Source organism: Planomonospora sp. ID82291, from assembly GCF_015711645.1.
Taxonomy (GTDB): Bacteria; Actinomycetota; Actinomycetes; order Streptosporangiales; family Streptosporangiaceae; genus Planomonospora.
The window spans coordinates 1,292,829-1,316,912 of the sequence record NZ_JABTEX010000001.1; the positions used below are offsets into that span (position 1 = coordinate 1,292,829).

Below are 24,084 nucleotides of genomic sequence, written 5' to 3' on the forward strand. Positions count from 1 at the left end.
AGGGGGTTGAATATGACTCGCCGGTATCTCGACATCAAGGCTTTGACTTCAAGAAAGGGAGGCGGCCGAGAATGTCCGACTTCAAACCCGGGCTCGAAGGCGTCGTAGCTTTCGAGACGGAGATCGCGGAACCGGACAAAGAAGGGGGCGCCCTCCGCTACCGGGGCGTCGACATCGAAGAGCTGGTCGGCCGCGTCTCCTTCGGGAACGTCTGGGGCCTGCTCGTCGACAACAAGTTTCAGCCGGGCCTCCCCCCGGCCGAGCCGTACCCCATTCCTGTCCATTCCGGTGACATCCGCGTCGACGTGCAGAGTGCGCTGGCCATGCTGGCCCCCGCCTACGGCTTCAAGCCGCTGCTCGACATCGACGAGGACGAGGCGCGCGACAACCTCGCGCGCGCCAGCGTGACCGCCCTCAGCTTCGTGGCCCAGTCGGCGCGCGGCCTCGGCCTGCCGATGGTCCCGCAGAAGCGCGTCGACGAGGCCCAGAGCATCGTCGAGCGGTTCATGGTCCGCTGGCGGGGCGAGCCCGACCCCAAGCACGTCAAGGCCATCGACGCCTACTGGGTGTCCGCGGCCGAGCACGGCATGAACGCCTCCACCTTCACCGCCCGCGTCATCGCCTCCACCGGCGCCGACGTCTCCGCGGCGCTGAGCGGTGCGGTCGGCGCCATGTCGGGTCCGCTGCACGGCGGCGCCCCCGCCCGCGTGCTGCACATGATCGAGGGTGTCGAGCAGGTCGGCGACGCCAAGAAGTACGTCCGGAGCGAGCTGGACAAGGGGCAGCGGCTCATGGGCTTCGGCCACCGCGTCTACCGCGCCGAGGACCCCCGGGCACGCGTGCTGCGCCGTACCGCCAAGGAGCTCGACGCGCCCCGCTACGAGGTCGCGGCGGCGCTGGAGAAGGCCGCGCTGGAGGAGCTGCACGCCCGCAAGCCCGACCGGGTGCTCGCCACCAACGTCGAGTACTGGGCCGCGGTCGTCCTGGACTTCGCCCAGGTCCCCCCGCACATGTTCACCTCGATGTTCACCTGCGCCCGCACCGCGGGCTGGGCCGCGCACATCCTGGAGCAGAAGCGCACGGGCAGGCTCGTCCGCCCCAGCTCCGACTACGTCGGCCCGGCGCAGCGCTCGGTCAACGACGTCCCCGGCGCCGACGCGGTCGTCGGCAAGTTCTGACGTCCTGAAGCCGGTACGGCCGCCCCGCGGTCTCCACGGGGCGGCCGTCTCGCGTGGGGCGGCCGTCTCGTCCTCCAGTAATCTCCGTCTCGAATCCCGGACCCGGGTCAGGGCCGCCGGACGGGCTCAGTAGGCTGGTCAGGTGGCTGACATCGTGATTCCCTCTGACCTCAAGCCCGCCGACGGCCGTTTCGGCTGCGGGCCCTCGAAGGTGCGCCCCGAGCAGATCTCGGCTCTGGCCGCCTCCGGCGCGAGCGTGCTGGGCACCTCCCACCGCCAGAAGCCGGTCAAGTCGCTCGTCGGGCGCGTCCGGGCGGGGCTGTCGGAGCTGTTCTCCCTCCCCGAGGGCTACGAGGTCGTCCTCGGCAACGGCGGCACCACCGCGTTCTGGGACATCGCCGCGTTCGGGCTCATCCGCGAGCGGTCGCAGCACCTGCACTTCGGCGAGTTCTCCTCCAAGTTCGCCTCCGTCACGGCCAAGGCCCCGTGGCTGGGCGACCCGAGCGTCATCAAGTCCGAGGTCGGCCGCCACCCGGAGGCCGTCACCGAGGCGGGGGTGGACGTCTACGCGCTCACCCACAACGAGACCTCGACCGGCGTCGCGATGCCCATCCGGCGCGTGGGCGAGGACGGCTCGCTCGTGCTCGTGGACGCCACCTCCGGCGCCGGCGGCCTGCCCGTCGACGTCAGCGAGACCGATGTCTACTACTTCGCGCCGCAGAAGAGCTTCGCCTCCGACGGCGGCCTGTGGATCGCCCTGATGTCCCCGGCCGCGCTGGCCCGGGTCGAGGAGATCGCCGGCAGCGGCCGCTACATCCCCGAGTTCTTCAGCCTGCCCGTGGCGATCGACAACTCCGCCAAGGACCAGACCTACAACACCCCCGCGGTCGCCACGCTCTTCCTGCTCGCCGAGCAGATCGAGTGGATGAACGCCCAGGGCGGCCTGGCCTGGACCACGGCGCGCAGCGCCGACTCGGCGAGCCGGCTCTACACGTGGGCGGAGAAGACCTCCTACACCACGCCGTTCGCCGCCCCCGAGTTCCGCTCCAACGTCGTCGGCACCATCGACTTCTCCGACGAGGTGGACGCCGCCGCGGTCGCCAAGGTGCTGCGCGCCAACGGCATCGTGGACACCGAGCCCTACCGCAAGCTGGGCCGCAACCAGCTCCGCATCGCGATGTTCCCCGCGGTCGACCCGGCCGACGTCGAGGCGCTGACCCACTGCATCGACCACGTCGTCGAGCGCCTCTAGTCACACCCGGCTCGCACCCGGCGTGAACGCCGCCGGGCGCGCGGTGTCCGCCGCGCGCCCGGCGGCGTCGCCTCCGGTGATCCGGTCCGCCTCCGGTGAGCCGGTCGTCCTGCGGGTGCCGCCGCGGGTTCCCCATTCCTGACGGGTCCGCGAACGCCGCCGAGCCCCCCGCGGGACCACCCGGTGGATCGTTCCCCTGCGGCGCGCCGTCCGTCAGCCGGCCCTGCCGTACGGGGAGACGACCTGGCGGCGGCGGACGATCCAGGCGGCCAGGACGCCGCCGACCAGACCGAACAGGTGGCCCTGCCAGGAGACGCCCTCCTGGGTGGGGAGCACGCCCCAGATGATCGAGTAGTAGGCCGCCGCGACGCCGACGCCGATCACGATGTCGAGCAGGCGGCGGTCGAACAGGCCGCGGGCCACCACCAGGCCGAAGTAGCCGAAGACCAGGCCGCTCGCGCCGACCGTGACGAACCTCGGGTCCGTGGTGAGCCAGACCCCCAGACCGCTGACCAGGAGGATGATCAGGCTGGCGGCCAGGAAGCGGCCCAGGCCGCGCAGGGCCGCCAGGAAGCCCAGGACGAGCAGGGGCAGCGAGTTGGCCATCAGGTGGGCGAAGTCGGCGTGCAGGAACGGGGCGAGGAAGATGCCGGTCAGGCCCTCGACGTCCCAGGCCCGGATGCCGTGGGCGTCGAACTCGCCGGGGAGCACGTAGTCGGCGACCTCGATCGCCCACATGGCGGCGACCAGGAGGATGACGAGCATGCCGGCCCCGGCCGCGCCCGCGGCCAGGCTGCCCGCGCTGCGCCGGAGCCGCGCGCCGGTGGATCGGGTGGGAGGGGTCGCCCCCGGGTGGTCGTACATGCGCTCTCCTGGCCTCATGGAGCCGTCACACCGTGGGCCTGTCCTGCCCACGCCGCACGCGCCCACACCTTCACGGTACGCACTCCGGAGGCGTCGCACGCGCCCCGGCGCGAACGGGCCGGGGCACGTGCGGTCTCAGGGGCTACTCGCCCCTCCACTGCGGAGCGCGCTTCTCGGCGAAGGCCGCCGCGCCCTCCATGGCGTCCTTGGAGCCGAACACCGGGTTGACGATCTCGCCCTGCCTGGCGAACATCTCGTCGAGGCTCCAGTCGGCGGACTCGACGATCACGCGCTTGGTCGCGGCCAGCGCCAGAGGGGCGTTCGCCGCGATCCTGCGCGCCAGCTCCAGGGCCGCCTCCAGCGCCCCGCCCGCGGGCGTGAGGCGGTTGACCAGGCCCACCTCGTACAGCCGGGTGGCCGGGAAGTGGTCGCCGGTCAGCGCGATCTCCATGGCGATGTGGTACGGGATGCGCCGCGGCAGCCGCATCACGCCGCCCGCCCCGGCGACCAGGCCGCGCTTGGGCTCGGGCAGCCCGAACGTGGCCTCCTCGGAGGCGACGATGATGTCGCAGGCCAGCGCCAGCTCGCAGCCGCCGGCCAGGGCGTACCCCTCGACCGCCGCGATGAGGGGCTTGCCCGGCGGGGCCTCGGCGAGACCGCCGAACCCCCGGCCCTCGACGACCGGGAAGTCCCCGGTCAGGAAGCCCTTGAGGTCCATCCCCGCGCAGAACGTGCCGCCCGCGCCGGTCAGCACGTAGACGGAGACGTCCTTGCGCTCCTCCAGTTCGTCCAGCGCCGCGGCGATGGCACGGGCCACGACGCCGTTGACGGCGTTCTTGGCCTTGGGGCGGTTGATCGTGATGACGGCGACGCCGCCGTCGACCTCGACGAGGACGTCGTCGGAGGCCGCCGTGGCGTCGGGAGAGACGTCGGACACCGGTACTCCTACTTGGGCTGGAAGCGGATGCCGCCGTCGAAGCGGATGGTCTCGGCGTTCATGTAGTCGTTCTCGATCAGCGAGCGCACCAGGTGGGCGAACTCGGCGGCCTGGCCCATGCGCTTGGGGAAGACCACCGGTGCGACCAGCTTGGCCTTGAACTCGTCGGCGTTGGGCGAGAAGCCGTAGATCGGGGTGTCGATGATGCCCGGGCAGATCGTGTTGACCCGGATGCCCACGGCGCCCAGGTCGCGGGCGGCCGGGATCGTCATGCCGACGATGCCGCCCTTGGACGCGGAGTACGCCACCTGGCCGACCTGGCCCTCCAGCGCCGCCACGGAGGCGGTGTTGATCACCACGCCGCGCTGGCCGTCCGCGTCGACCGGCTCGGTCTTGGCGACGGCCGCGGCGCCGATGCGCATCAGGTTGAAGGTGCCGATCAGGTTGACCTCGATGACCTTGCGGTAGGAGGCGAGGTCGTGCGGCGAGCCGTCGCGGTTCACCGTGCGGGTGGCCCAGCCGATGCCGGCGCTGTTGACCACCACGCGCAGCGGCGTGCCGGTGGCCACCGCGGCGTCCACCGCCGCCTGCACCTGGTCCTCGTCGGACACGTCGGTCTTGACGAACACCCCGCCCAGCTCGTCGGCGAGGGCCTTGCCGCGCTCCTCGTTCAGGTCGGCGATGACGACGGTCGCACCGTGCGCGGCGAGATCGCGGGCCGTGGCCTCGCCGAGGCCGCTGGCACCGCCCGAGATGATTGCTGCTGCTCCGTTCAGGTCCATGAGCGGACTTTAACGCGGAGACCGAATGAAGTTCTACTCAGGTCGGGGTAAATCTCGTCCGGAGAACGCCAGGGGAACGCCGGTTCGGCTCCGATCGGGTCAGAGCCCTCCGACGGCGGCGCCGACGTCGGGGAAGACCTTGATCCGGCGGTCGAGCCCGGTCGTACGGAGGATCCGCGCCACCGGCGCCTGGGGCGCGGCGAGGGCGACGCCTCCGCCCTGGCCCGTCGCCAGCCGCCACGCCTCGATCAGCACCGACAGGCCGCTGGAGTCCATGAACGACAGCGCGGTCAGATCGAACACCAGCCGGGAACCGTCGAGCGTGATCGCCTCGCGGACCTCGTCTCGCAGGAACGGCGCGGTGAACAGGTCGAGCTCTCCCTCGACCGCCACCACCACGGCGTCGCCGACGGCCCGGCGAGCCAGCCGTAGCTTCATCAACCCTCCTCGTCGAGCATGAGAGGCAGACCTACTTTACTTCGACATCGCCGCATGCGTGCTTCCATGATCCGGCGATCACCCCTTCGGGGCGGAGAAGGGACGTTCTGCGCGATGCACCCGGACACGGGCGGGCGCCCCGGGTCATCGGAGGAATGCTACGCGGTGGCCCTCCGCGCCGCTCCTCCGCCCTCCTTCTCCGCCCGATCGTCGCCGTTCGAGTGGGAAAGCGCTGTCCATCAACCGCGAGGAAAGTCCATTCGGCAATGATTGTCCGACAATGGCCATTATTGATCGGATGTATGCGGTTCTTATGGTCGATGTGTTTATCTAAGGCAATGAGGTTCACCGGAAGCCCCGAACCGGAACGGCTCGACGCGGACGGGTGCGCCCGCCTGCTCGGCGTCCCGCCGGACGGGACGCGCCGGGCGGCCGACGAGGGCGCGTTCGCCAGACTCGCGGGGTACGACGCCTGCGGCCGGCCGTACTGGCACGCGGAGGACGTGTACGGGTGGGCGGCGCGGACGGCGCCGGGACTGTGCGACCGCGTCCCGATCGACCACTGGCCCGCGGCCCGCCGGCCGGCGCGCTACCTCGGCGCGGAGACCGTCGTGGACCGGCCCGGCCGCTCCGCGACCGCGCTGGGCTGGCAGACCGCGGCCGGACCCGTGTGGGTGGTGTGGGACCACCCCCTCGACGGGGACGAGACGCTGGCCGAGGCCGTCCGGAGACTGCCGTCCGCCGCCGCGATCACCGCGGTGGGAGGCGACTTCGGCTTCGACGGCCCCGCGCTGCGCGGGATCCTGCCCGCCCTCCCCGACCGCGTCTACGAGGCCCCCTGGTCCGCGCTGTCGCGGGTGGTGGGCGCCTCCGTCCCCTTCTGGCCGTTCGAGCTGCGCGTCCCCGAGCTGCTGAAGGCCTGGCATCCGGGCGCCCCGCCCGTCGCGGCGCCGGCCGTGCCCGTCCAGGACCACCTCCCGGTGCTCCGCCTGGCCTCCGCGGTCGAGCCGGGCAGCCCCGCCCAGCGGGTGCTGACGAACCTGGCCCGGGTCTGGCGGCAGCGCGCCGCCGAGGCGGCCGCGCGGGACCTGGAGACCCTCGACCGGATCCAGGTCCCCGGGAGCACCGCGGTGGCCGCCGTCCCGCTCCCCGTCCCCCCGCCGGACGACGTGGACCGCTCCGTCCGGCGCGCCGGATGGCTGGAGATCCTCTCCCGCGACGACGCGCTCGCCGCCGCCTGCGTGCGCCAGGCCATGCTGTGGGACGGCGGCGCCGACTTCCCCTTCGGCGCCCCCGAGACCGTGGAGCCCGACAGCGCGCCGGGCGCCGAGTGGACCCAGCGGCTGGTCCCCGCGCACCGGACCGCCGCCTTCACCCTCCTGGACCCGGACCGGTCGGCCGTCGAGACGCTGCTCGACCCCGAGACCGACGCCCCCGTCACCCGCACCGGGAACGGGACGCTGCACGTCGCCGTCCCGCAGCGGCTGCCCGCCACCAGCCCCCTGGCCGAGGTGGTGCTGGACTCCCCCGTCTGGGTGCGGACCCGCGACGACGTGCTCTACCCCGCGCCCATGGACCGGCGCCGGCGGCTGGGCTGGGGCTACCGCGGATCCGGCGCGTCGGCCCTGGCCCTGCTGGCCGACCGGCTCCTCGCCGACGTCAACGCCCCGGCCCCGGAGCGCGGGGAGGCGGCGCCCCGGGGCCTGGAGGAGCTCATGGCGACGGGGTGGCCCCGCGGCACGGTCCTGACCCGGGGCCTGCTGGAGGCCGCCCGGGACGGCCGGCCGTACACCGGGCCGGCCTGAGGGCCGGCCTGAGCACCGGCCGGGAGCGACCGGTGGAGCCGGAAGGACGTCCCGGACCAGGCCGACCGGGTTCCGGCGCGCCGGCTGGAAGGGCGGCCTTCGCGCGGAGGCTGCGAAACCCCCGTCGTACCCGAGCGGGAGTCGCTTGCGTTTTGGTGAACAAGGCACTGCTCACCGCCGCCCTCGCCGAGAAGCAAGGCAAGTACCGATATTCAAATCGATATGCTGCATGCCCGATATCGATATTGGACATCCCGAGAAAAATTATGATCTTCTCTTCGACATGACAAGGCATCTCCGACTATGGCTGGGGCTCGCGGCCTTGACCGCTTCTGCGCTGATGAGCGGCCCTGTCTACGCCACGGATGCTGTCACCGGCGAGACGAGAACCCGCAGCGCCGTCGCCCGGGCGGAAAGCAACTCCCCCTCCGGCTTTGACTTGAACCAGGTGCTGAAGGAACTCGAGAGGTCCTTCGACGGGCGTATCGGCGCGGTGGGCATCGACCTGGGGACCGGCGAAACGGTCGGCTACCGGGCCGATGAGCGTTTCCCGTTCAACTCCATGTTCAAGGTGTTCGCGTGTGCGGCGGTGCTGCACAAAGCGCGCACCAGCGATCCCGGGCTGATGGACAAGGTGGTGCGCTGGAAGCCTGCCGAGATGGCCGGGCTGACTGGGAACTCCCCGGAGACCACCGAATACACCGACACCGGTATGACACCCGCGCAGCTGTGCCGGGCCGGGATCACCAAATCCGACGGTTTCGCGGGCAACACGCTGCTGAAGCAGATCGGCGGGCCGCACGGGCTGACCAGGTTCTTCCGCGCCACCGGTGATCGGACGAGCCGGCTGGACCGGCCGGAGCCCACGCTGACCGAGTGGCAGCCCGGCGAAGTGCGCGACACCACCACCCCCGCCGCGGCCGCGCAGACCTTCACCGACCTCACCACCGGTAAGACCCTCCACACCCGCGACCGAGCGCGGCTGGTCGGCTGGCTGAAGGCCAGCCTCACCGGCGCCAACCGGATCCGGGCGGGACTTCCCAAGGACTGGATGGTCGGGGACAAGACCGGCACCGGCGGCGCGAGCAACCACGGCACCGCCAATGACGTGGCGATCGTCTGGACACCCGGATCGAACTCACCGATGGTCCTGTCGGTGTTCACCAACCGCAACACCGACAACACCCCGCATGATGACAAGGTGATCGCCTCCACCGCGACCGCGCTGGCCAGAGCCCTCGGCAGACTCTGAGCTCGTTGTTCGACCTCCGAGATCGCCTTGCGCATCCAGCACCTGGGTCCAGCAGGTCCGCCCCGTCTCCAGCGCGGCGATCACCGAGTACGGCCGGCCCGGGATCATCAGATGCTGGTCCCTGCTGCCGCCGAAGGCATGGAGGTCGAACAACGAGCTCAGGCGACGGTGAAGCCGTACGGGAGCTCCAGCCGGTGCGCGGCCAGCAGCTCGGCGTCGGCCAGCAGCTCCCGGGTCGGCCCGTCGGCGGCGATCACCCCGCCGGACAGGATGAGCGAGCGCTCGCACAGCTCCAGGGCGTAGGGCAGGTCGTGGGTGACCATCAGCACCGTCACGTCGAGGCTCCGCAGGATCTCGGCGAGCTCGCGGCGCGAGGCCGGGTCGAGGTTGGACGACGGCTCGTCCAGCACCAGGATCTCCGGCTCCATGGCCAGCACGGTCGCCACCGCCACCCGGCGGCGCTGGCCGAAGGACAGGTGGTGCGGGGGGCGGTCGATCGCCTCCAGCATGCCGACCTGCTCCAGCGCGTCCTCGACCCGCTGCTGGAGCTCCTCACCGCGGATCCCCAGGTTGGCGGGACCGAAGGCGACGTCCTCGCGGACGGTCGGCATGAAGAGCTGGTCGTCGGGGTCCTGGAAGACCAGGCCGACCCGGCGCCGGATCTCCAGCAGGGAGTCCTTCGCGACCGGGAGCCCGGCCACCGCCACCGTGCCGTGCCCGGCGGTCAGGATGCCGTTGAGGTGCAGCACCAGGGTGGTCTTGCCCGCGCCGTTCGGCCCGAGCAGCGCGACCCGCTCCCCGCGCTCCACCCGCAGGTCCACGCCGAACAGGGCCTGCGTTCCGTCCGGGTAGGCGTAGGCGAGCCGGCTCACCTCCAGCGACGCCACCGCGCCGTCCCCCGGTCGCCGGGACGCCGTCATGCCGTCCCCCGGTCGCCGGGACGCCGCCGAGACCTCCTCCGGTCGCCGGGACGCCGCCGAGGCCTCCTCCGGTCGCCGAGACGCCGTCATGCCATCCCCCAGTTGCCGAGCAGCGCCACCAGCGCCGCGCCCGGCAGCATAGCCGCGACGAGCCATTGCCGCGCCGACGCGGCCAGGTCGACGACGACCGGCATGGAACCGGTGTAACCGCGGCTCAGCATGGCCAGGTGGACCCGTTCGCCCCGCTCGTAGGAGCGGATGAACAGCGCCCCCGCCGACCGGGCGACCACCGGCAGGTGCCGGAGGTCCCGGGCGGCGAACCCCCGCGACTCCCTGGCCACCCGCATCCGGCGCATCTCCCCCGCGACCACGTCCAGGTAGCGGAGCATGAACATGGCGATCTGCACCAGCAGCGGCGGCAGCCGCAGCCGCTGCGCGCCCAGCAGCATCAGCCTCGGCTCGGTGGTGGCCGCCAGCAGGATGCTCGCGGCAACCCCCAGGGTGGCCTTGGCCAGGATGTTCCACGCGGCCCACAGGCCCGGCACGCTGAGCCAGAGCCCCGCGACCGCCACCCGCTCCCCCGTCCCGATGAACGGGATCGCCACCGCGAACAGCACGAACGGGATCTCGACCGCCATCCGGCGGAGCACGAAGCCGGGCGGGATCCGCGCGGCCAGGGCGACCCCCGCCAGCAGCAGCGCGTAGGCCCCGAACGCGGCGAACCACTCGCGCGGCGTGGCCACCACGGTCAGCGCGAACGCGGTGACCGCGGCCAGCTTGCACTGCGGCGGCAGCCGGTGGACGAGCGTGTCGCCCGGCCGGTGGAGCCGGTGGCGGTGGCCCGCGCTCACCTCGGGCGGCTTCCGCGCCCCGTCCGCCGTGCGGCGGGCGTCACGTCGCGACCCCGCCGGTCTCGCGGGCCGGCTCCGGCGCGCCGGTCCCGCGGCGGCGCGCGGCGTACGCGACGGCCCCGGCGACCAGGAGCGTGATCCCGACGCCGACGACCCCCGCGACGCCGACCGGGACGCCGCCCCCGTCGCCGTAGTCGCCCAGCAGCCAGGAGGCGAACGGATGATCGGTGGCCCGGCCGAGGAAGCCCTCGTCCTCGGCGACCTTCTCCAGGCCGTCCGGATCGCCGGAGGCGAAGAAGGAGACGACCCCGGCGAGCACCAGCGTGACGCCGACGCCCGCGAGCAGGAACGGCCGCGCCGGACGCGGGGAGGCGGCCGGCGCCGGGGCCGGCGGGACCACCGTGCTCTCCCCGCCGGGGCCGCGCAGCACCAGCGGGGCGGCCAGGCCGCGCGCGCCGTACACCAGGTCGGGGCGGACGGCGAGCACGGTGCCGACGGTGACCGCGGTGATCAGGCCCTCGCCGATGCCGATGAGCACGTGCACGCCGCCCATCGCGGCGGCGACCGCACCGATCTCGACGGGCGCCGTGCCGCCGATCCAGAACAGCAGCGTGAAGGCCAGCGCGGAGGCGGGCACCGAGACCAGCGCGGCGGCGAAGGAGGCCGCGGTGATCGCGGCGCGGCCGTTCAGGCTCCGGGTGATCAGGCGGAAGACGCCCCAGCCGGCCAGGACGGTGACCAGCCCCATGAGCGTGACGTTGACGCCCAGCGCGGTCAGGCCGCCGTCGGCGAAGAAGAAGCCCTGCACGAGCAGGACCACCGCCATGCACAGCACCGCGGTGTGCGGTCCGACGAGTATCGCGGCCAGCGCCCCGCCCAACAGGTGGCCGCTCGTCCCCGCGGCGACCGGGAAGTTCAGCATCTGGACGGCGAAGACGAACGCCGCCACCAGGCCCCCCATGGGGGCGGTCCGGTCGTCGAGCTCGCGGCGGGCGCCGCGCAGGCAGACCGCGACCCCGGCGGCCGCGACCGCCGCCGCCGAGACCGACACGGCCACGTTGAAGAAACCGTCAGGAACGTGCACGACAAGCCTCCGATGGGCGGATGTGCTCACACCTTAAGCCATCGGCTTGTTGTTGCAATATTCCGGCATTAACGGAACATGCGCCGGAGCAGGGTGCGCAGCGGGACCGCCCTGACCACCACGCTGAGCCGCCCCTTGCCCGCCGTGCCGTACGGCCTGGCGGTCCACCGGACCGTCCCGCGCCACCACGTGCGCGCCGGTGCGACCGGCTCCGCGGCCGTGTCGATCCGGAGGCGCACCGGAGGGCCGCCCAGGTCCAGCTCCAGGTAGGCGTCCCAGGTCCCGGCCGCCAGCCGCCCGATCGCCTGCCGCGCGGTGAACCCGCCACCCGGCCCGGCCGCGACCGGCGCCTCCACCTCGCGCCCGGAGTGCCGGTCCCGCCACACCAGCCGCCGCACGGCCCGCGTCCCGACCGGCTCCGGCCGCCGCCGGCCGACCGTCGCCTCACCGGCCAGCACCAGCCGGTGCCCGGCCGCCCAGCCCGACCGGGTCAGCCGGGCCGTGCCGGGCACGGTGCACACGTGGCCGCCGGCGTCGATGCTGAGGTTGCCGTGCGGGCGGGTGAAGTAGGGCAGGACGATCGTCCCGCCGACCACGCGGGGCTCCGGCCGGGCGACCGCCCCGTCCCGGTCCGCGCCGAGCCGCGCCGTCCGGACGATCCCCTCGCACTCGACGGCCGCGTGGACGTCCCAGACGCCGGAGGGCAGCGCGGCCAGGTCGATCGTCCCGGTGAACTGCCCGCCCTCGCCGGAGGCGGGGACGACGACGGCGGCGCCGGGCGGATCCCCGTCCGGCCGCGGACGCAGCACCAGGGTGACGCCGTCGACGGCGAGCTCCGGAGGGCCCGCCGCGCCCAGGGCGGCCGGGGCCTCCAGCGCGACCCGGCCGGAGACGGTCAGCGCGGTCGACCCGGCGTCCCAGCGCAGTCCCATCAGCTCCCTGCGCACCGCGGCCGACTCGATGTGCGCCAGCCGCACGAGGCGGTCGATGTCCTCCAGCGCGGCGATCCGGTGCCGGTCGACCGGGGGGAGCCGCTCGCGCACCCCGTCGGTCAGCCAGCGTTCGCACAGGTCGGCCACCTCGGCGGCGATCTCCTTGCGCTCGATCTCCCCGGCCTCCAGGAAGGACCTGCCGAGGTGGGCGAGGGCGTCCAGCCGGAGGTGGCGGCGGAGCAGGTGGTCGCGGAGCGGGCCGGGCTGCACGTGGGCGGCCACCAGCTCGATCGGCTTGCGGATCATCCGCATCCAGGAGAGCGGGTCGCGGCTGCCCTCCCGCTGCATGATGCTGGTCCCGTCGGGCCGGTCGACGAGGTGGTAGCAGTCGTAGTCGGCGACCACCGAGATCACCTCGGCGTGGCAGTAGGCGTGGGCGGTGAAGACGATGTCCTCGCCGACCGTGAGCACCTCGTCGAAGCGGACGCCGTGGCGCTCCAGCATCTCCCTGCGGAACAGCTTGAAGCAGGTGAGGCTGTTGTAGACGGCGCTGTCCTCCAGCGGCGCCCGCTCGGCGTTCTCCTGGAACATGGAGGCGGGGGCCCGGCGCCCGTGGCCGACGATCTTCCCCAGGACGATGTCGGAGCCGTTGCGCTCGGCCATCGCCAGCATCCGCTCCAGGGCCTCGGGACCGAGGTAGTCGTCGGCGTCGCAGAAGAACACGTATCTGCCGCGGGCCAGGGACAGGCCCGTGTTGCGCGGGCGGCCCGCGCCGCCCGAGGCCTCCTGGTGGACGACCCGGACGATCCCGGGGTGGCAGGCGGCGTAGAGGTCGGCCAGTTCCCCGCCGCCGTCGGTGGAGCCGTCGTCCACCACGACGATCTCCTTGGCGACCCGCTGGACCAGCAGCGAGGTCAGGCACCGGTCCAGGTAGGGCCGGCAGTCGTGGAGGGGGACGATCACGCTCACGTCGACGGCGGACCGGCCGGCGCCCGTCGCTCCCGCCGGCTCGCCGCCGTGCCCCGTACGGACTCGCTGGAGGATCGCTCGCGCCACCGCACCGCCCCTCATCGGTCACATCACGCATACGTCGCGCTTCAGTATGTGACGAAGGGCGGTCCTCGCGCGGCCGATCCATCCGGTCGGTCCGCTCACCTCCACGCTGAGGTTGCCGTGCTTGGTGAAGAACAACCGGTTCGTACGGCTTGCGCCTTCGATCCTGGGCGCTCCGTGCCGGTCCGCGTTGAGCCGCACCTCGCGGGCGAGGTCCCGGCAGACCACCCGTACGGACACGTCCCACGTGCCCGGCGGGACCCCGGCCACCGCGGCGCGGAAGCCTGTGCCGGGCGGCGGAGACGCGACGCCGAAGAAGAGCGGCGGCCCGGCTCCGCGTTGCGACCCGGCTCCGAGTTGCGGCCCGGCTCCGGGTTGCGGCCCGGCTCCGGGTTGCGGCGGCCCGCCGCCCGGCGGGAGCGGGAAGGCGAGCCGCAGGCCGTCGCCGCGCCGCCGCAGGACGAGCTCCGCCTCGACCGGCAGCCCCTCCGGCTCCAGCCGCGCGACGCCCTCCAGCGTGAACCCGTCCCGCCCCGTTCGGGCGGCCGTCAGCCGGACCACCGGCCGCACCCGGCCGGTGATCTCGAACAGCCGGTCCGGGAGCCCCGCGCGGAAGCCCGGGTAGGCGGCGAAGACCCGCCCGTCCTCGACGACCGCCGCGCCGTACGCCCGGCCGGCCGGGCAGGCCGCGACGTCGTCGAGCTCCCGGCGCAGGCCGTGCCGGACGCAGTGGGCGCGCAGCGCGTCCGCCGGAGGGAGCCGGTCCATGATCCAGTCGGTCGCCCAGCGCTCCACGATCGGCCGGGCCAGGTCGGCCACCCGGTCCCGGGTGCGGCGGTCGAACGACCGCCACCGCGGGCCGAACCCGTTGAGCACCTCGCACCGGAAGTGCCGGAACATCAGCCGGTCCCGGTCCTCACCCGGCGGGGTGTGCCGTTCGACCAGCTCCATCACCTCGGCGACCTGCGGGAGCCGCTCCAGGGGGTGGACCGCCGACCGGCTGGCGTTGCGCACCCCCTCGCGGTAGGTGAGGTAGTAGCAGTCGTAGTCGGCCACCACCGAGATGACCCGGGCGTTGAGGTAGGCGAGGGCGGTGAAGGGCTGGTCCTCGCCGGTGCGCAGGTGCTCGGGGAAGCGCAGGCCGAGGCGCTCGACCAGGTCGCGCCGGAAGAGCTTCTGCGCCGAGAGCGTGTAGTAGACGCCGTCCCGGTAGAGGTCGGCCCGGTCCCGGTTGCGGGTGAACGGCGTCCTCGGCACCCGGCGCCCGCCGACCCCGGCCATCCGGCCCAGCACCACGTCGGAGCCGTTGCGCTCGGCCGCCGCCACCAGGCGCTCCAGCGCCTGGGGTCCCAGGTAGTCGTCGGAGTCGAGGAAGAAGACGTAGCGCCCTCGGGCCAGGTCGAGCCCGGTGTTGCGCGGCCCTCCGGGTCCTCCGGAGGCGGCCTGGTGCACCGCCCTCACCTGCGGGTGCCTCCTCGCGTACGCGTCGAGCACGGCCCCGCTGCCGTCCGTCGAGCCGTCGTCGACCGCGACGACCTCCAGCCGCTCCCGGCCGATGCTCTGCCCGACCACCGAGTCGAGGCACTCCGCCAGGTACGCCTCGACGTCGTGCACGGCCACGATCACCGAGACCACAGGAACGTCCACGCCCTCCCCCGCCCGCCTTCCCGACCGCCCCCCGGACAGGAGATGCCCCGCGATCCGGGCGGTGATCCCCGCCCGGCGGAATCGGGGCCCCGCGGGCGGCGCCGGACCGATTTCGGGCGCGGTGTAGAGGGCGGGAGCGGTCCGCGGCGGATTCTCGAGGTAGATCTAGAACATAGCGGGCATGCGGGCAGGCATGGGTGAGCGTTCAGAGGACTTCGACGTCAGCGCGGGAGGATTCGGGGACGGCTCCGGGCCCCGGCGCGGGGACCTGGACAAACTGGCCGTCGGCCTGGCCATCTCCGAGTCCCTCGCCAACCACGGCCATCACGCCCTGGCCAACGCGCACAGATCCGCCGCCGACTCCCACCGCCTGCTGGCCGAGGCCGAGGCCGGCGACGTCGGGGAGCACCGGAGGCTGGAGGAGTGGCACCGCTGGTGCGCCCTGGTCGAGAGCCAGCTCGCCGACGAGGCGGACGAGCTGACGCCCACGCGCCGGGATCGCGAGGGGTAGCAGGGCCGGTCGCCCGGATCGTCTCCGCCGGCGCCCGGTGCGGTCCCGGGACCGTGCCTCCGCCGGCGCCCGCCGCGACCCCGGGACCGTGCCTCCGCCGGCGCCCGGTGCGGTCCCGGGACCGCACCGGCGATGATGAGGCCATGACCGAAGTGATCGGCCCCGCCTCTTCGCCGTGGCACGCCCTTCCGCCCGCCGAGGTCGCCCGCCGGCTCGGCGTGGACCCGCACGCGGGGCTGTCGTCCGCGGAGGCGGCCCTGCGACTGGAGCGGCACGGCCCCAACCAGCTCGACGAGGCGCCCCGCGAACCCCGGTGGCGGGCCTTCCTCCGGCAGTTCCAGGATCTGATGATCGTCATCCTGCTGGTCGCCGCCGTGGTCAGCGTCGTGGTGGTGCGCGAGTGGGAGACCCCCGCCGCGATCGCCCTGGTGGTGCTGCTCAACGCGACCATCGGCTTCGTCCAGGAGTCGCGGGCCGAGGCCTCGCTGGAGGCGCTGCGGCGGATGAGCGTCACCACGGCGACCGTACGGCGCGACGGCCGGACCGTCCGCCTGGACGCCCACGAGCTGGTCCCCGGCGACGTGGTCATGGTGGAGGCCGGCGACCGGATCCCCGCCGACGGGCGGCTGCTGGCGACGGCCTCGCTGGAGGTGCAGGAGTCGGCCCTGACCGGTGAGGCGCTGGCGGCCCACAAGTCCGCCGGGGCCGAGGTCGGCGAGGACGTCCCGCTGGCCGACCGGGCGACCGCGGTGTTCATGAACACGTCGGTCACCCGGGGCCGCGGGGAGATGGTGGTCACCGCCACCGGCATGGCCACCGAGACCGGCCACATCGCGGGCCTGCTCACCGGGACCGCGCAGGAGCCGACGCCGCTGCAGCACCAGATCGACACCCTGAGCCGGTCGCTGGCCCTGATGGCGGGCGTCGTCGTCGTCATCGTGGCCGTGCTGGGCCTGCTGCGCGGCCAGGAGTTCGGGGCGCTGTTCGTCACCGCGGTCTCGCTGGCCGTCGCGGCCATCCCGGAGGGGCTGCCGGCGGTGGTCGCCTTCACCCTCGCCATGGGGACCGGCCGGCTCGCCCGGCGCGGCGCCATCGTCAAGCGGCTGGCGTCGGTGGAGACCCTCGGCGGCACCTCGCAGATCTGCACCGACAAGACCGGCACCCTGACGCTGAACGAGATGACGGCGCGGGAGCTGGTGGCCGCCGCCCGGCGCTTCACCGTCTCCGGCCGGGGGTACGCCACCGAGGGACGGATCCGGACCACCGACGGGACGCCGCCGCCGGCCTCCCTGGACATCGCGCTGCTGGCCATGGCCCTGTGCACGGACGCCGTGCTGCGCGACGGCGAGGTGATCGGCGACCCCACCGAAGGGGCCCTGGTGGTGCTGGCGGAGAAGGGCGGCATCGACGTCGCGGCCCTGCGCGAGGAGCGTCCGCGGCTGCTGGAGATCCCGTTCGACTCCGACTACAAGTTCATGGCGACCTTCCACCGCTGGACCGACGAGACGGGCCGCGCGATCGTCCGGTGCTTCGTCAAGGGCGCCCCGGACGTCCTGGCGGCGCGGGCGGTCCGGCATCTCGGCGAGGACGGGATCGCCGCGTTCGACGACGCCGCCCGGGAGCGGTACGACCGGGCCAACGCCGACCTGGCCGGGCAGGGCATGCGCGTCATCGCGGTGGGCGGGGAGGACTTCCCCGCCGAGGGCTTCGACCCCGGCGACGACCCCAAGGCCCTGCTCGACCGGATCACGCTGTTCGCCCTGGTCGGCATCGTCGACCCGCCGCGCCCGGAGGCGCGGCGGGCCATCGCCGAGTGCCACGACGCGGGCATCCGGGTCCGCATGATCACCGGGGACCACGCGGCGACGGCGGGCGCCATCGCGGGCGAGCTGGGCATCCCCGGCGAGGCCGTCAGCGGCGCCGACCTCGACGAGATCACCGACGACGCCGAGCTGGCCCGCCGGCTGGACGGCGTCGGCGTCATCGCACGGGTCTCCCCGGCGCACAAGATCCGGATCGTCCGCGCCCTGCAGGGCCGCGGGGACGTGGTCGCGATGACCGGCGACGGGGTCAACGACGCGCCCGCGCTGCGCAAGGCCGACATCGGCGTGGCGATGGGGATCACCGGGACGGAGGTGACGAAGGAGGCCTCGACGATGGTGCTGACCGACGACAACTTCGCCACGATCGTCGGCGCCGTCCGCGAGGGCCGCGGCATCTACGACAACATCGTCAAGTTCACCCGGTTCCAGGTCTCGACCGCGCTCGGCTTCGTGCTGACGTTCCTGATCGCGTCGCTGGCCGGGATCGCCGGCGGCGCCCCCTTCACCGCCCTGCAGATCCTCTTCGTCAACCTCGTCATGGACGGCCCTCCGGCGATGTCGCTCGGCGTCGACCCGGTGAGCCACGACGCGATGAGCCGGCCGCCCCGCCGCCCGCGGGAGCGGATCCTCACCGCCGAGCGCCTCGTCCGGACCCTGCTGGCCTCCTCGGTGATGGCGGCGGGCACCCTCGCCGTCCTCGTCTGGGCCCCCGGCCCCGAGCCCCGCCTGGGGGAGGCCGGGGTCGCGGGCACCATGGCCTTCGTCACCTTCGTGTTCTTCCAGGCGTTCAACCTGCTGAACGTCCGGCAGGACACCCGCACGCTGTTCAGCCGCGAGAGCTTCGAGAACCCCTCCGCCTTCGTGGCGACCGCGGCCGTCGTCGTGCTGCTGGTCCTCATCGTCGAGATGGACGTCCTGCACGGCTTCTTCACCACCGTCGACCTCACCTCGGCGCAGTGGCTGACCTGCGCGGCCGTCGGATCGACGATCCTGTGGGCGGGCGAGCTGGTCAAGGCCGTGCTCCGCCGCCGGCTCCGGGGCTGAAGGGCGCGGTACGGCCCGGCCCCCGGCCGGGGGCCGGGCCGTACCGTCTCCCGGCGGGTCCGCTCAGCGCAGGCGGCCGGCGCCCGCGCGGGCGGGGACGGTGCCGCGCAGCGTGTGGGCGGGGTCGATCCGGGTGGACAGGGTGGGCGTCCAGCCCGCGTCGGCGCCCAGGTCGGGGTCGTGGGCGGCGTTGTGGGCGGCGACCAGGTCGGTGGGGACCCCGCCGACCAGGTTGTCCCTGGCGGTGATCGCGGTGCCCTTCAGGACCGAGAGCACCTTCTCGGCGGGGATGCCGTCGAAGGCGTTGCTCTCCGCGTAGACCCGTGAGCCCGCGCCCACGCCGATGCTGTAGAGGTGGCCCTCACCGCCGGTGGAGTAGTTGTTGTAGATGTGCACCTGGCCGAAGCGCACCCGCGGGGTCCGCTGGCCCAGGCCCTCGAAGAAGTTGTGGTGCAGCGTCACCTTGAGCTTGTCGGTCTCGCCGTACCGGGTGCCGTTGTCGGTGTTGCCGATCAGCGTCACCTTGTCGTGGCCGCTCAGGTGGTTCCACGACAGCGTCACGTGGTTCGCGCCGCGCACGATGTCGAGCAGCCCGTCGTGGACCTGGTACGGCCGGCCGAAGTAGGACGGCTGGTTCGCGTCGGGGTTGTCGCCGTCGTTGAGGCTGTTGTGGTCCAGCCAGACGTGCGTGGCGCCGGAGACCTCGACGTTGTCGAAGGAGGCGTTCCAGTTGCCCTCGTCGCCGTCGGTCGGGTCCCACTGCGGGAAGCAGTCGGAGGTGTCGGTGATGGTGAGGTTGCGGACGATGACGTTGTCGACGTTCGTGATCCGGATGCCGAAGCTCTTCAGCGCGGCGCCGGAGCCCAGGCCGACCAGGGTGGTGTTGGAGCCGACGTTGACCGTGACGTGCCGGGCCATCGTGTCGTAGGAGGCCTTGCGGGCCTCCTCCAGCGGGCCGGAGGGCACCCTGTCCCTGCCCCAGACCGCCGGGTCGTAGGCGGCCAGGTAGGCCGCCAGGCTGTAGCCGTTCACCGCGTAGGAGTCGCAGGTGAGCGGGTTGCCCGCGTCGTCGGTGTCGGCGTCGATGGCGCCCTTGACGTAGATGATCTTCGGGGTGTTGTCCGCCGGGTTCCCGAGCGCGGCGCGGAGCTGCGCGGCGGTGGAGACGGTGTACACGTTCTCCGGGCGGGCGGCCGAACCGCCGGTGGTGCCGGCGCCCTCGGCGGCCCAGCCGTCGTTCTCGGGCAGCACCTGGCGGCCGAGCCGGTGGTCGGAGCCGGTGGGGAAGCTGCGGAACGGGTCCCAGCCGTCGGCGCCCCTGAGGTGGTCCTCCGGGTCGTGCCGCCTGGCCTGCTCCCTGGTCAGCTGCGGCCGGTCGTCGTTGACCGCCGCGCCCGGACCGCGGTTGAGGTACTCGGCGAGCCGGGCCTCCCGCCAGTTCAGGCCGGACATGTCGGTCCAGGGGGCGTCCTTGAACTGCTGGCCGAGCCAGGACTCGCGGATCAGGACCTGGCCGCGGGCGGTGGCCGAGCCGCCGGCCGGCCACGGGCGGCCCAGGTGGACGGTCTTGGCGGGGGCGTCGCTGACCAGGTGGCTGCGGTAGATCATGAAGCCGTAGGGGTTGGACAGCTCGGTGCTCGCGGCGGTGACGTAGCCGTTGTTGCCGTCGGCGGCGCCGCGGCTCAGGGACTTGATCACGCAGTTGTGGAACAGCGCGGTGGCCCGGCCGAAGATGAAGTCGACGTCGCCCTCGACGTAGCAGTCGCGGAAGTACTGCCGGGCCGTGGTGGTGGCGCTAGGGGTGTTGGCGTAGAGGGTGTCCTGGTTGCCGATGAACCGGACGTTCTCGTAGACCTGCCGGTCACCGGTGGTGCGCACCGCCACGGCCTGGCTGCTGCCGCCCGCGGCCTCGTCGTAGGAGTTCTCGAAGGTGAGGTTGCGGGCGGTGAAGTCGGGCGCGCCGATCACGTAGGACGCGCTGCCCGAGGTGCCGTAGGTGCCCGAGCCGTCCGGCTTCGGGGTTTTGGCGGCGGCGTCGAAGGTGAGCACGACCTTGCTCGGGTCCTGGGTGTCGCCGACCAGCGAGATGTACGGCTTGTCCGCGGGGACGACCACCTGCTGCTTGTAGGTGCCCTCGCGGACCAGGATGGTGACCGGCGTGGCGTTGCCGGCCGGGACGGCGTCGACCGCGGCCTGCACGGTCGTGTGGTCGCCCGATCCGTCGGCGGCGACCACGATGACGGCGGGGCGGGGTGCGGCGGTCTCCGCGGCGGCCGGCGCGGCCGCCGCGACGACCGTGAGTGCGATGACCGTGGGGAGTGTCAGGAGTCGCATCTGCAACCTTGAGGAGGAAGCGGCAATCGGTTGCATGAAACGCTGACGTAATCTCCTATTTACGTCAATAGCCTCGGGGAAATCGCTTTCCGCAATTACAAGCGATTGCAGGAAACTGGAAAAAGGCACGTCGACGGCCCCGGGGGGTGGGGGGAGGCCCTCCGGGGCCGTACGGGCCCCGCCGCCGGGGCGGCGGGGTCGTCAGGGGGGTGCGCCGCGGGTCAGGGCGGCGTCGGCACCCCGTTCACCCGGCGCGGCAGCCGCCACGGGTTGTCGTCGCGCAGCGCCTCGGGCAGCAGGTGCGGCGGGCAGTCCTGGTACACGACCGGCCGCAGGAAGCGGAAGACCGCGGCCGCGCCGACCGAGGTGCTCGTCGGCTCGGTGGTCGCCGGGTACGGCCCGCCGTGCTCCTGGGCCCAGCCGACCGCGACCCCGGTCGGATAGCCGTCGAAGACCAGCCGTCCGGCCCGCTCCCGCATCACCGCCACCAGGCGCGCGGCCAGCCTCTCCTCCTCCGGCTCGCTGTGCAGCGTCGCGGTCAGGTTGCCGGGGGCGGCGGCCAGCGCCTCGACCAGCGCGTCCTCGCCATCGTAGGTGAGCACGACGGTCACCGGCCCGAAGCACTCCTCCATCAGCAGCTCGGAGTCGTCCAGGGCGGAGACGGGCCCGGTGAGCAACCGCGCCGCCACCTGCCGCGCGCCGTCCCCGGCCCGGCCGACGGCCGCCACGCGCAGACCCGGGACGGCCTCCCGCGCCGCCGCGCCCTCCTCGAACCGCTCCCGGATGCCGTCGCCGAGCAGCACCTGCGGGCCGAGCGCGGCGACGTGCCCGGCCATCGCCTCGGCCAGCCCGGCGTCCGCGGGGGCCAGGACCAGCCCCGGCTTGACGCAGAACTGCCCCGCGCCCAGCGTCGCCGAGGCCGCGAGTCCCGCCGCGATCTCCCCGATGCGGCGGGCCGCCGCGCCGGGGGTGACGACGAGCGGGTTGAGGCTGCCCAGTTCCCCGTAGAAGGGGATCGGCTCGGGCCGGGACTTGGCCAGGTCGTGCAGGAACCGGCCGCCCGCGGTCGAGCCGGTGAAACCGACGGCCTTGACCAGCGGGCTCGTCACCAGCGCGATCCCGGCCTCGTGGCCGTGGACGAGCTGGACGGCCTCCTCGGGCAGTCCCGCCCGGCGGGCGCCCTCCCGCAGCGCGGCCAGGGTCAGCTCGGAGGTCTCCGGATGCAGGGGGTGGGCCTTGACGATCACCGGGCAGCCCGCCGCCAGGGCGCTGGCGGTGTCGCCGCCGCCGACGCTGAAGGCGAACGGGAAGTTGCTCGCGGAGAAGACCCCGACGACGCCGAGCGGGACGTTCATCCGGCGCAGGTCCGGACGGGTCCCGTCCGCGGTGTCCAGGCGCACGTCGAGGAAGGAGCCGTCGCGCAGCACCTCGGCCAGGAGCCGGAGCTGGCCGCTGGTCCGGGCGACCTCGCCGGTCAGCCGGGGCAGGCCGAGCGCGGTCTCCGCGTCCGCGGCGTAGACCAGGGTGTCCACCCGCTCGTCCAGGACGTCGGCCATGGCCTCCAGCAGCACGGCCCGGCCCGCCGGTCCGGCCGCGTCCAGGACCGGGAGCACCGCCTCGGCCTCGCGGCAGGCGCGGCCGACCTCCTCCCGGCTGGTGGAGACGTACTGTCGGCGGCGCTCGCCCGAGCGGGCGTCGACGCTCCAGACGGGATCGACGGGCCGCCACTCCAGCCGGGCGGGGTCGGGCGCGCGGACGGCGGCGGGCAGCAGGTCGCCCGCCGCCTCCAGCAGCATCCCGGCCACCTCGATCGCGCCGCGTGCGGTGAAGTGCGTGTCGTCGGCGCTGCCCCGGGGGTAGTGGGGGTGCGGGTCGAGCCAGAGGAACAGCTCCCGGGTCGCCTCGGGGCCGAGCTCCCGCCAGCGCCGGAAGCTCACGGCCTGCAGGTCGATCAGGGGCGCCCCCTCGGCGGCGGCCAGGTCCCGCATCGCGTCGGGGTAGCGGCCGTGCGTGCCCTCCGGGCCGAAGGCGCGCCGTTCGACGGAGGTGACCAGCACCGGGCGCGCACCCCGCTCACGGGCCCCGCGCACGTAGCGGCGCAGGTGGTCCTGGTAGCCGCCGTACGGCGGGGCGAAGCGGCCCTGCTCGTGCTTGCCGTCGTTGTGGCCGAAGCAGATCAGCAGGTGGTCGCCCGGCCCGATGGCCTCCATGATCCGCTGGTGCATCCCCAGGCGCTCGACCGAGGTCCGGGCGCTGGCCCCCGGGATGGCCTCGTTGACCACGGGCACGTCCCAGAAGAGCGGGAGGGCCTGCCCCCAGCCCGCCTGCGGGGCGAGCGTGACCGGGTAGGCGGCCGCGGTGGAGTCTCCGGCGATGAAGACCGTCACGGCGTCTCCCCCGCCGCCTCCGCCGGAGTGGCGGTCCCGGCCGGAGTAGCGGTCCCGGCCGCGCCCGGGGGGTCCGCCGCGGCGGCCTCCGCCAGGCGTGCGGCGGCGGCCCGGTCGAGCCGGCCGTCCGCCACGACGGTGACCACCCGCCGGGTCAGCGTGCCGGCGACGGCCAGCGGCCGGTCCCAGGCCAGGGCGGGCCCGACACCGGGGTACTCGGCGACCCGCACGAACCACGGGTCGACCGCGCCGACCTGGACGAAGACCAGGCTCCACGCCTCGGAGACCAGCGCCAGCCAGGGGGTGACGCTGCCGTGCACGGCCTGCTCGCCCTCGGCCTCGGCGGTGAACACCGCCAGGTCCGCCGACTCCTTGGGCGCCCGCCAGAAGAACCCGCCGTACCCGGCGCCCGGCCGTCCCTTGCAGGCCGAACTCTTGATCTCCAGCGGCTCGCGCACGGTGAGCGCGAAGGCGAAGTCCAGCGCCCAGACCCCCTCCGGATCCGGCCGGCCGGACGTCTCCGGCCCGCCCGCCGGCACCGGCCCGGCCACCGGCACCGGCACCGGCACCGGCACCGCCAGCACGGTCCGCCGCTCCCGGGCGACGGTCGCGCCGTCGGGCCCGATCCAGGTCAGCTCCTCGGCGAACCCGCCCTCGACCTCCTCGAAGGCGTCGTGCCGCTGCCGGCCGTGGTCGTCCAGCCAGGTCGCGCCCCGGTCGCGGACGAAGGTCCGGCCGCCCCAGAAGTTCACCGCGCCGACGTCCGCGATGGCCAGACTGACGCCCAGGTGGTGGACGTGGTCGTCGGGGCGGAACTCGGTGACCGGCACCCCGCCCCGGGTCCGCACCGGGTGCAGGTACGGCCGCGGCGAGTCCTCGGCGGGCAGGTCGGAGCGCCACACGTAGGACGCCACCGGCGTCCCCGCCACGCTCAGCTCCCGCGTGTCCGTCCCCGCCATCCGCGTCTCCCCCGTGCTCGACTCGGTCATG

The 24,084-nt window shown here is 73.7% G+C and carries 18 protein-coding genes; 6 read left to right on the forward strand and 12 right to left on the reverse strand.

The window, feature by feature from the left end; translation table 11 throughout:
- The first annotated feature begins 71 nt into the window (after nt 1-71).
- On the forward strand, nt 72-1,178 hold the full coding sequence (locus tag HS045_RS05535; protein WP_196450057.1) for a citrate synthase 2: 1,107 nt from the start codon (nt 72-74) through the stop codon (nt 1,176-1,178).
- 142 nt (nt 1,179-1,320) lie between these two features.
- Nucleotides 1,321-2,430: a phosphoserine transaminase gene (serC, locus tag HS045_RS05540; protein WP_196450058.1), complete on the forward strand. Its 1,110-nt coding sequence runs from the start codon at nt 1,321-1,323 to the stop codon at nt 2,428-2,430.
- A 213-nt stretch (nt 2,431-2,643) separates the two neighbouring features.
- On the opposite strand, the gene HS045_RS05545 is transcribed toward serC, so the two are convergent.
- The 4 genes from HS045_RS05545 to HS045_RS05560 form a co-directional block, all read right to left on the reverse strand.
- Entirely contained in the window at nt 2,644-3,294 is a 651-nt protein-coding gene (locus tag HS045_RS05545; RefSeq protein WP_196450059.1) for a rhomboid family intramembrane serine protease, read from the reverse strand.
- Between the two features lie 142 nt (nt 3,295-3,436).
- A complete protein-coding gene (locus HS045_RS05550; RefSeq protein WP_196450060.1) occupies nt 3,437-4,231 on the reverse strand; it encodes a crotonase/enoyl-CoA hydratase family protein in 795 nt (264 codons plus the stop codon).
- A gap of 8 nt (nt 4,232-4,239) precedes the next feature.
- Nucleotides 4,240-5,013, reverse strand: coding sequence for an SDR family oxidoreductase (locus tag HS045_RS05555; protein ID WP_196450061.1), 774 nt, complete (start codon nt 5,011-5,013; stop codon nt 4,240-4,242).
- A gap of 99 nt (nt 5,014-5,112) precedes the next feature.
- Nucleotides 5,113-5,451 carry an STAS domain-containing protein gene (locus tag HS045_RS05560; protein WP_196450062.1) on the reverse strand — a complete coding sequence of 113 codons (339 nt, stop codon included), beginning with the start codon at nt 5,449-5,451 and terminating at the stop codon, nt 5,113-5,115.
- A 338-nt stretch (nt 5,452-5,789) separates the two neighbouring features.
- Between HS045_RS05560 and HS045_RS05565 the strand changes: the two genes are divergently transcribed.
- Together HS045_RS05565 and bla are read left to right on the forward strand one after the other, a co-directional pair.
- On the forward strand, nt 5,790-7,256 hold the full coding sequence (locus tag HS045_RS05565; RefSeq protein ID WP_196450063.1) for a hypothetical protein: 1,467 nt from the start codon (nt 5,790-5,792) through the stop codon (nt 7,254-7,256).
- A gap of 229 nt (nt 7,257-7,485) precedes the next feature.
- A complete protein-coding gene (gene bla / locus HS045_RS05570; protein ID WP_230883444.1) occupies nt 7,486-8,508 on the forward strand; it encodes a class A beta-lactamase in 1,023 nt (340 codons plus the stop codon).
- A gap of 158 nt (nt 8,509-8,666) precedes the next feature.
- Here the strand turns inward: bla and HS045_RS05575 are convergent, their stop codons facing one another.
- From HS045_RS05575 to HS045_RS05595, 5 genes are all read right to left on the reverse strand, one after another.
- The gene (locus HS045_RS05575) at nt 8,667-9,428 is read right to left on the reverse strand and encodes an energy-coupling factor ABC transporter ATP-binding protein (protein ID WP_196450064.1); all 762 of its coding nucleotides are present in this window, start codon (nt 9,426-9,428) and stop codon (nt 8,667-8,669) included.
- A gap of 86 nt (nt 9,429-9,514) precedes the next feature.
- Nucleotides 9,515-10,279, reverse strand: coding sequence for a cobalt ECF transporter T component CbiQ (cbiQ, locus tag HS045_RS05580; RefSeq protein WP_196450065.1), 765 nt, complete (start codon nt 10,277-10,279; stop codon nt 9,515-9,517).
- 40 nt (nt 10,280-10,319) lie between these two features.
- A complete protein-coding gene (locus tag HS045_RS36030) occupies nt 10,320-11,363 on the reverse strand; it encodes an energy-coupling factor ABC transporter permease (RefSeq protein WP_196450066.1) in 1,044 nt (347 codons plus the stop codon).
- A gap of 68 nt (nt 11,364-11,431) precedes the next feature.
- Nucleotides 11,432-13,351 carry a glycosyltransferase family 2 protein gene (locus HS045_RS05590; RefSeq protein ID WP_196450067.1) on the reverse strand — a complete coding sequence of 640 codons (1,920 nt, stop codon included), beginning with the start codon at nt 13,349-13,351 and terminating at the stop codon, nt 11,432-11,434.
- Nucleotides 13,352-13,369: 18 nt separating this feature from the next.
- The gene (locus tag HS045_RS05595) at nt 13,370-14,995 is read right to left on the reverse strand and encodes a glycosyltransferase family 2 protein (RefSeq protein ID WP_196450068.1); all 1,626 of its coding nucleotides are present in this window, start codon (nt 14,993-14,995) and stop codon (nt 13,370-13,372) included.
- Between the two features lie 193 nt (nt 14,996-15,188).
- On the opposite strand from HS045_RS05595, the gene HS045_RS05600 reads away from it, so the two are divergent.
- Entirely contained in the window at nt 15,189-15,506 is a 318-nt protein-coding gene (locus HS045_RS05600) for a hypothetical protein (protein ID WP_196450069.1), read from the forward strand.
- A 143-nt stretch (nt 15,507-15,649) separates the two neighbouring features.
- Complete coding sequence (locus HS045_RS05605; protein ID WP_196450070.1) at nt 15,650-18,373, forward strand: cation-translocating P-type ATPase; 2,724 nt, start codon at nt 15,650-15,652, stop codon at nt 18,371-18,373.
- A gap of 63 nt (nt 18,374-18,436) precedes the next feature.
- Here the strand turns inward: HS045_RS05605 and HS045_RS34170 are convergent, their stop codons facing one another.
- The 3 genes from HS045_RS34170 to HS045_RS05620 all read right to left on the reverse strand — a co-directional run bounded on the left by HS045_RS34170 (nt 18,437) and on the right by HS045_RS05620 (nt 24,083).
- Complete coding sequence (locus HS045_RS34170; protein ID WP_230883446.1) at nt 18,437-20,707, reverse strand: pectinesterase family protein; 2,271 nt, start codon at nt 20,705-20,707, stop codon at nt 18,437-18,439.
- A gap of 221 nt (nt 20,708-20,928) precedes the next feature.
- On the reverse strand, nt 20,929-23,094 hold the full coding sequence (locus HS045_RS05615) for an aldehyde dehydrogenase family protein (RefSeq protein WP_196450071.1): 2,166 nt from the start codon (nt 23,092-23,094) through the stop codon (nt 20,929-20,931).
- The gene (locus HS045_RS05620; protein WP_230883447.1) at nt 23,091-24,083 is read right to left on the reverse strand and encodes a PmoA family protein; all 993 of its coding nucleotides are present in this window, start codon (nt 24,081-24,083) and stop codon (nt 23,091-23,093) included. The genes HS045_RS05615 and HS045_RS05620 overlap by 4 nt, the downstream gene beginning before the upstream one ends.
- Between the last annotated feature and the right edge of the window lies 1 nt (nt 24,084).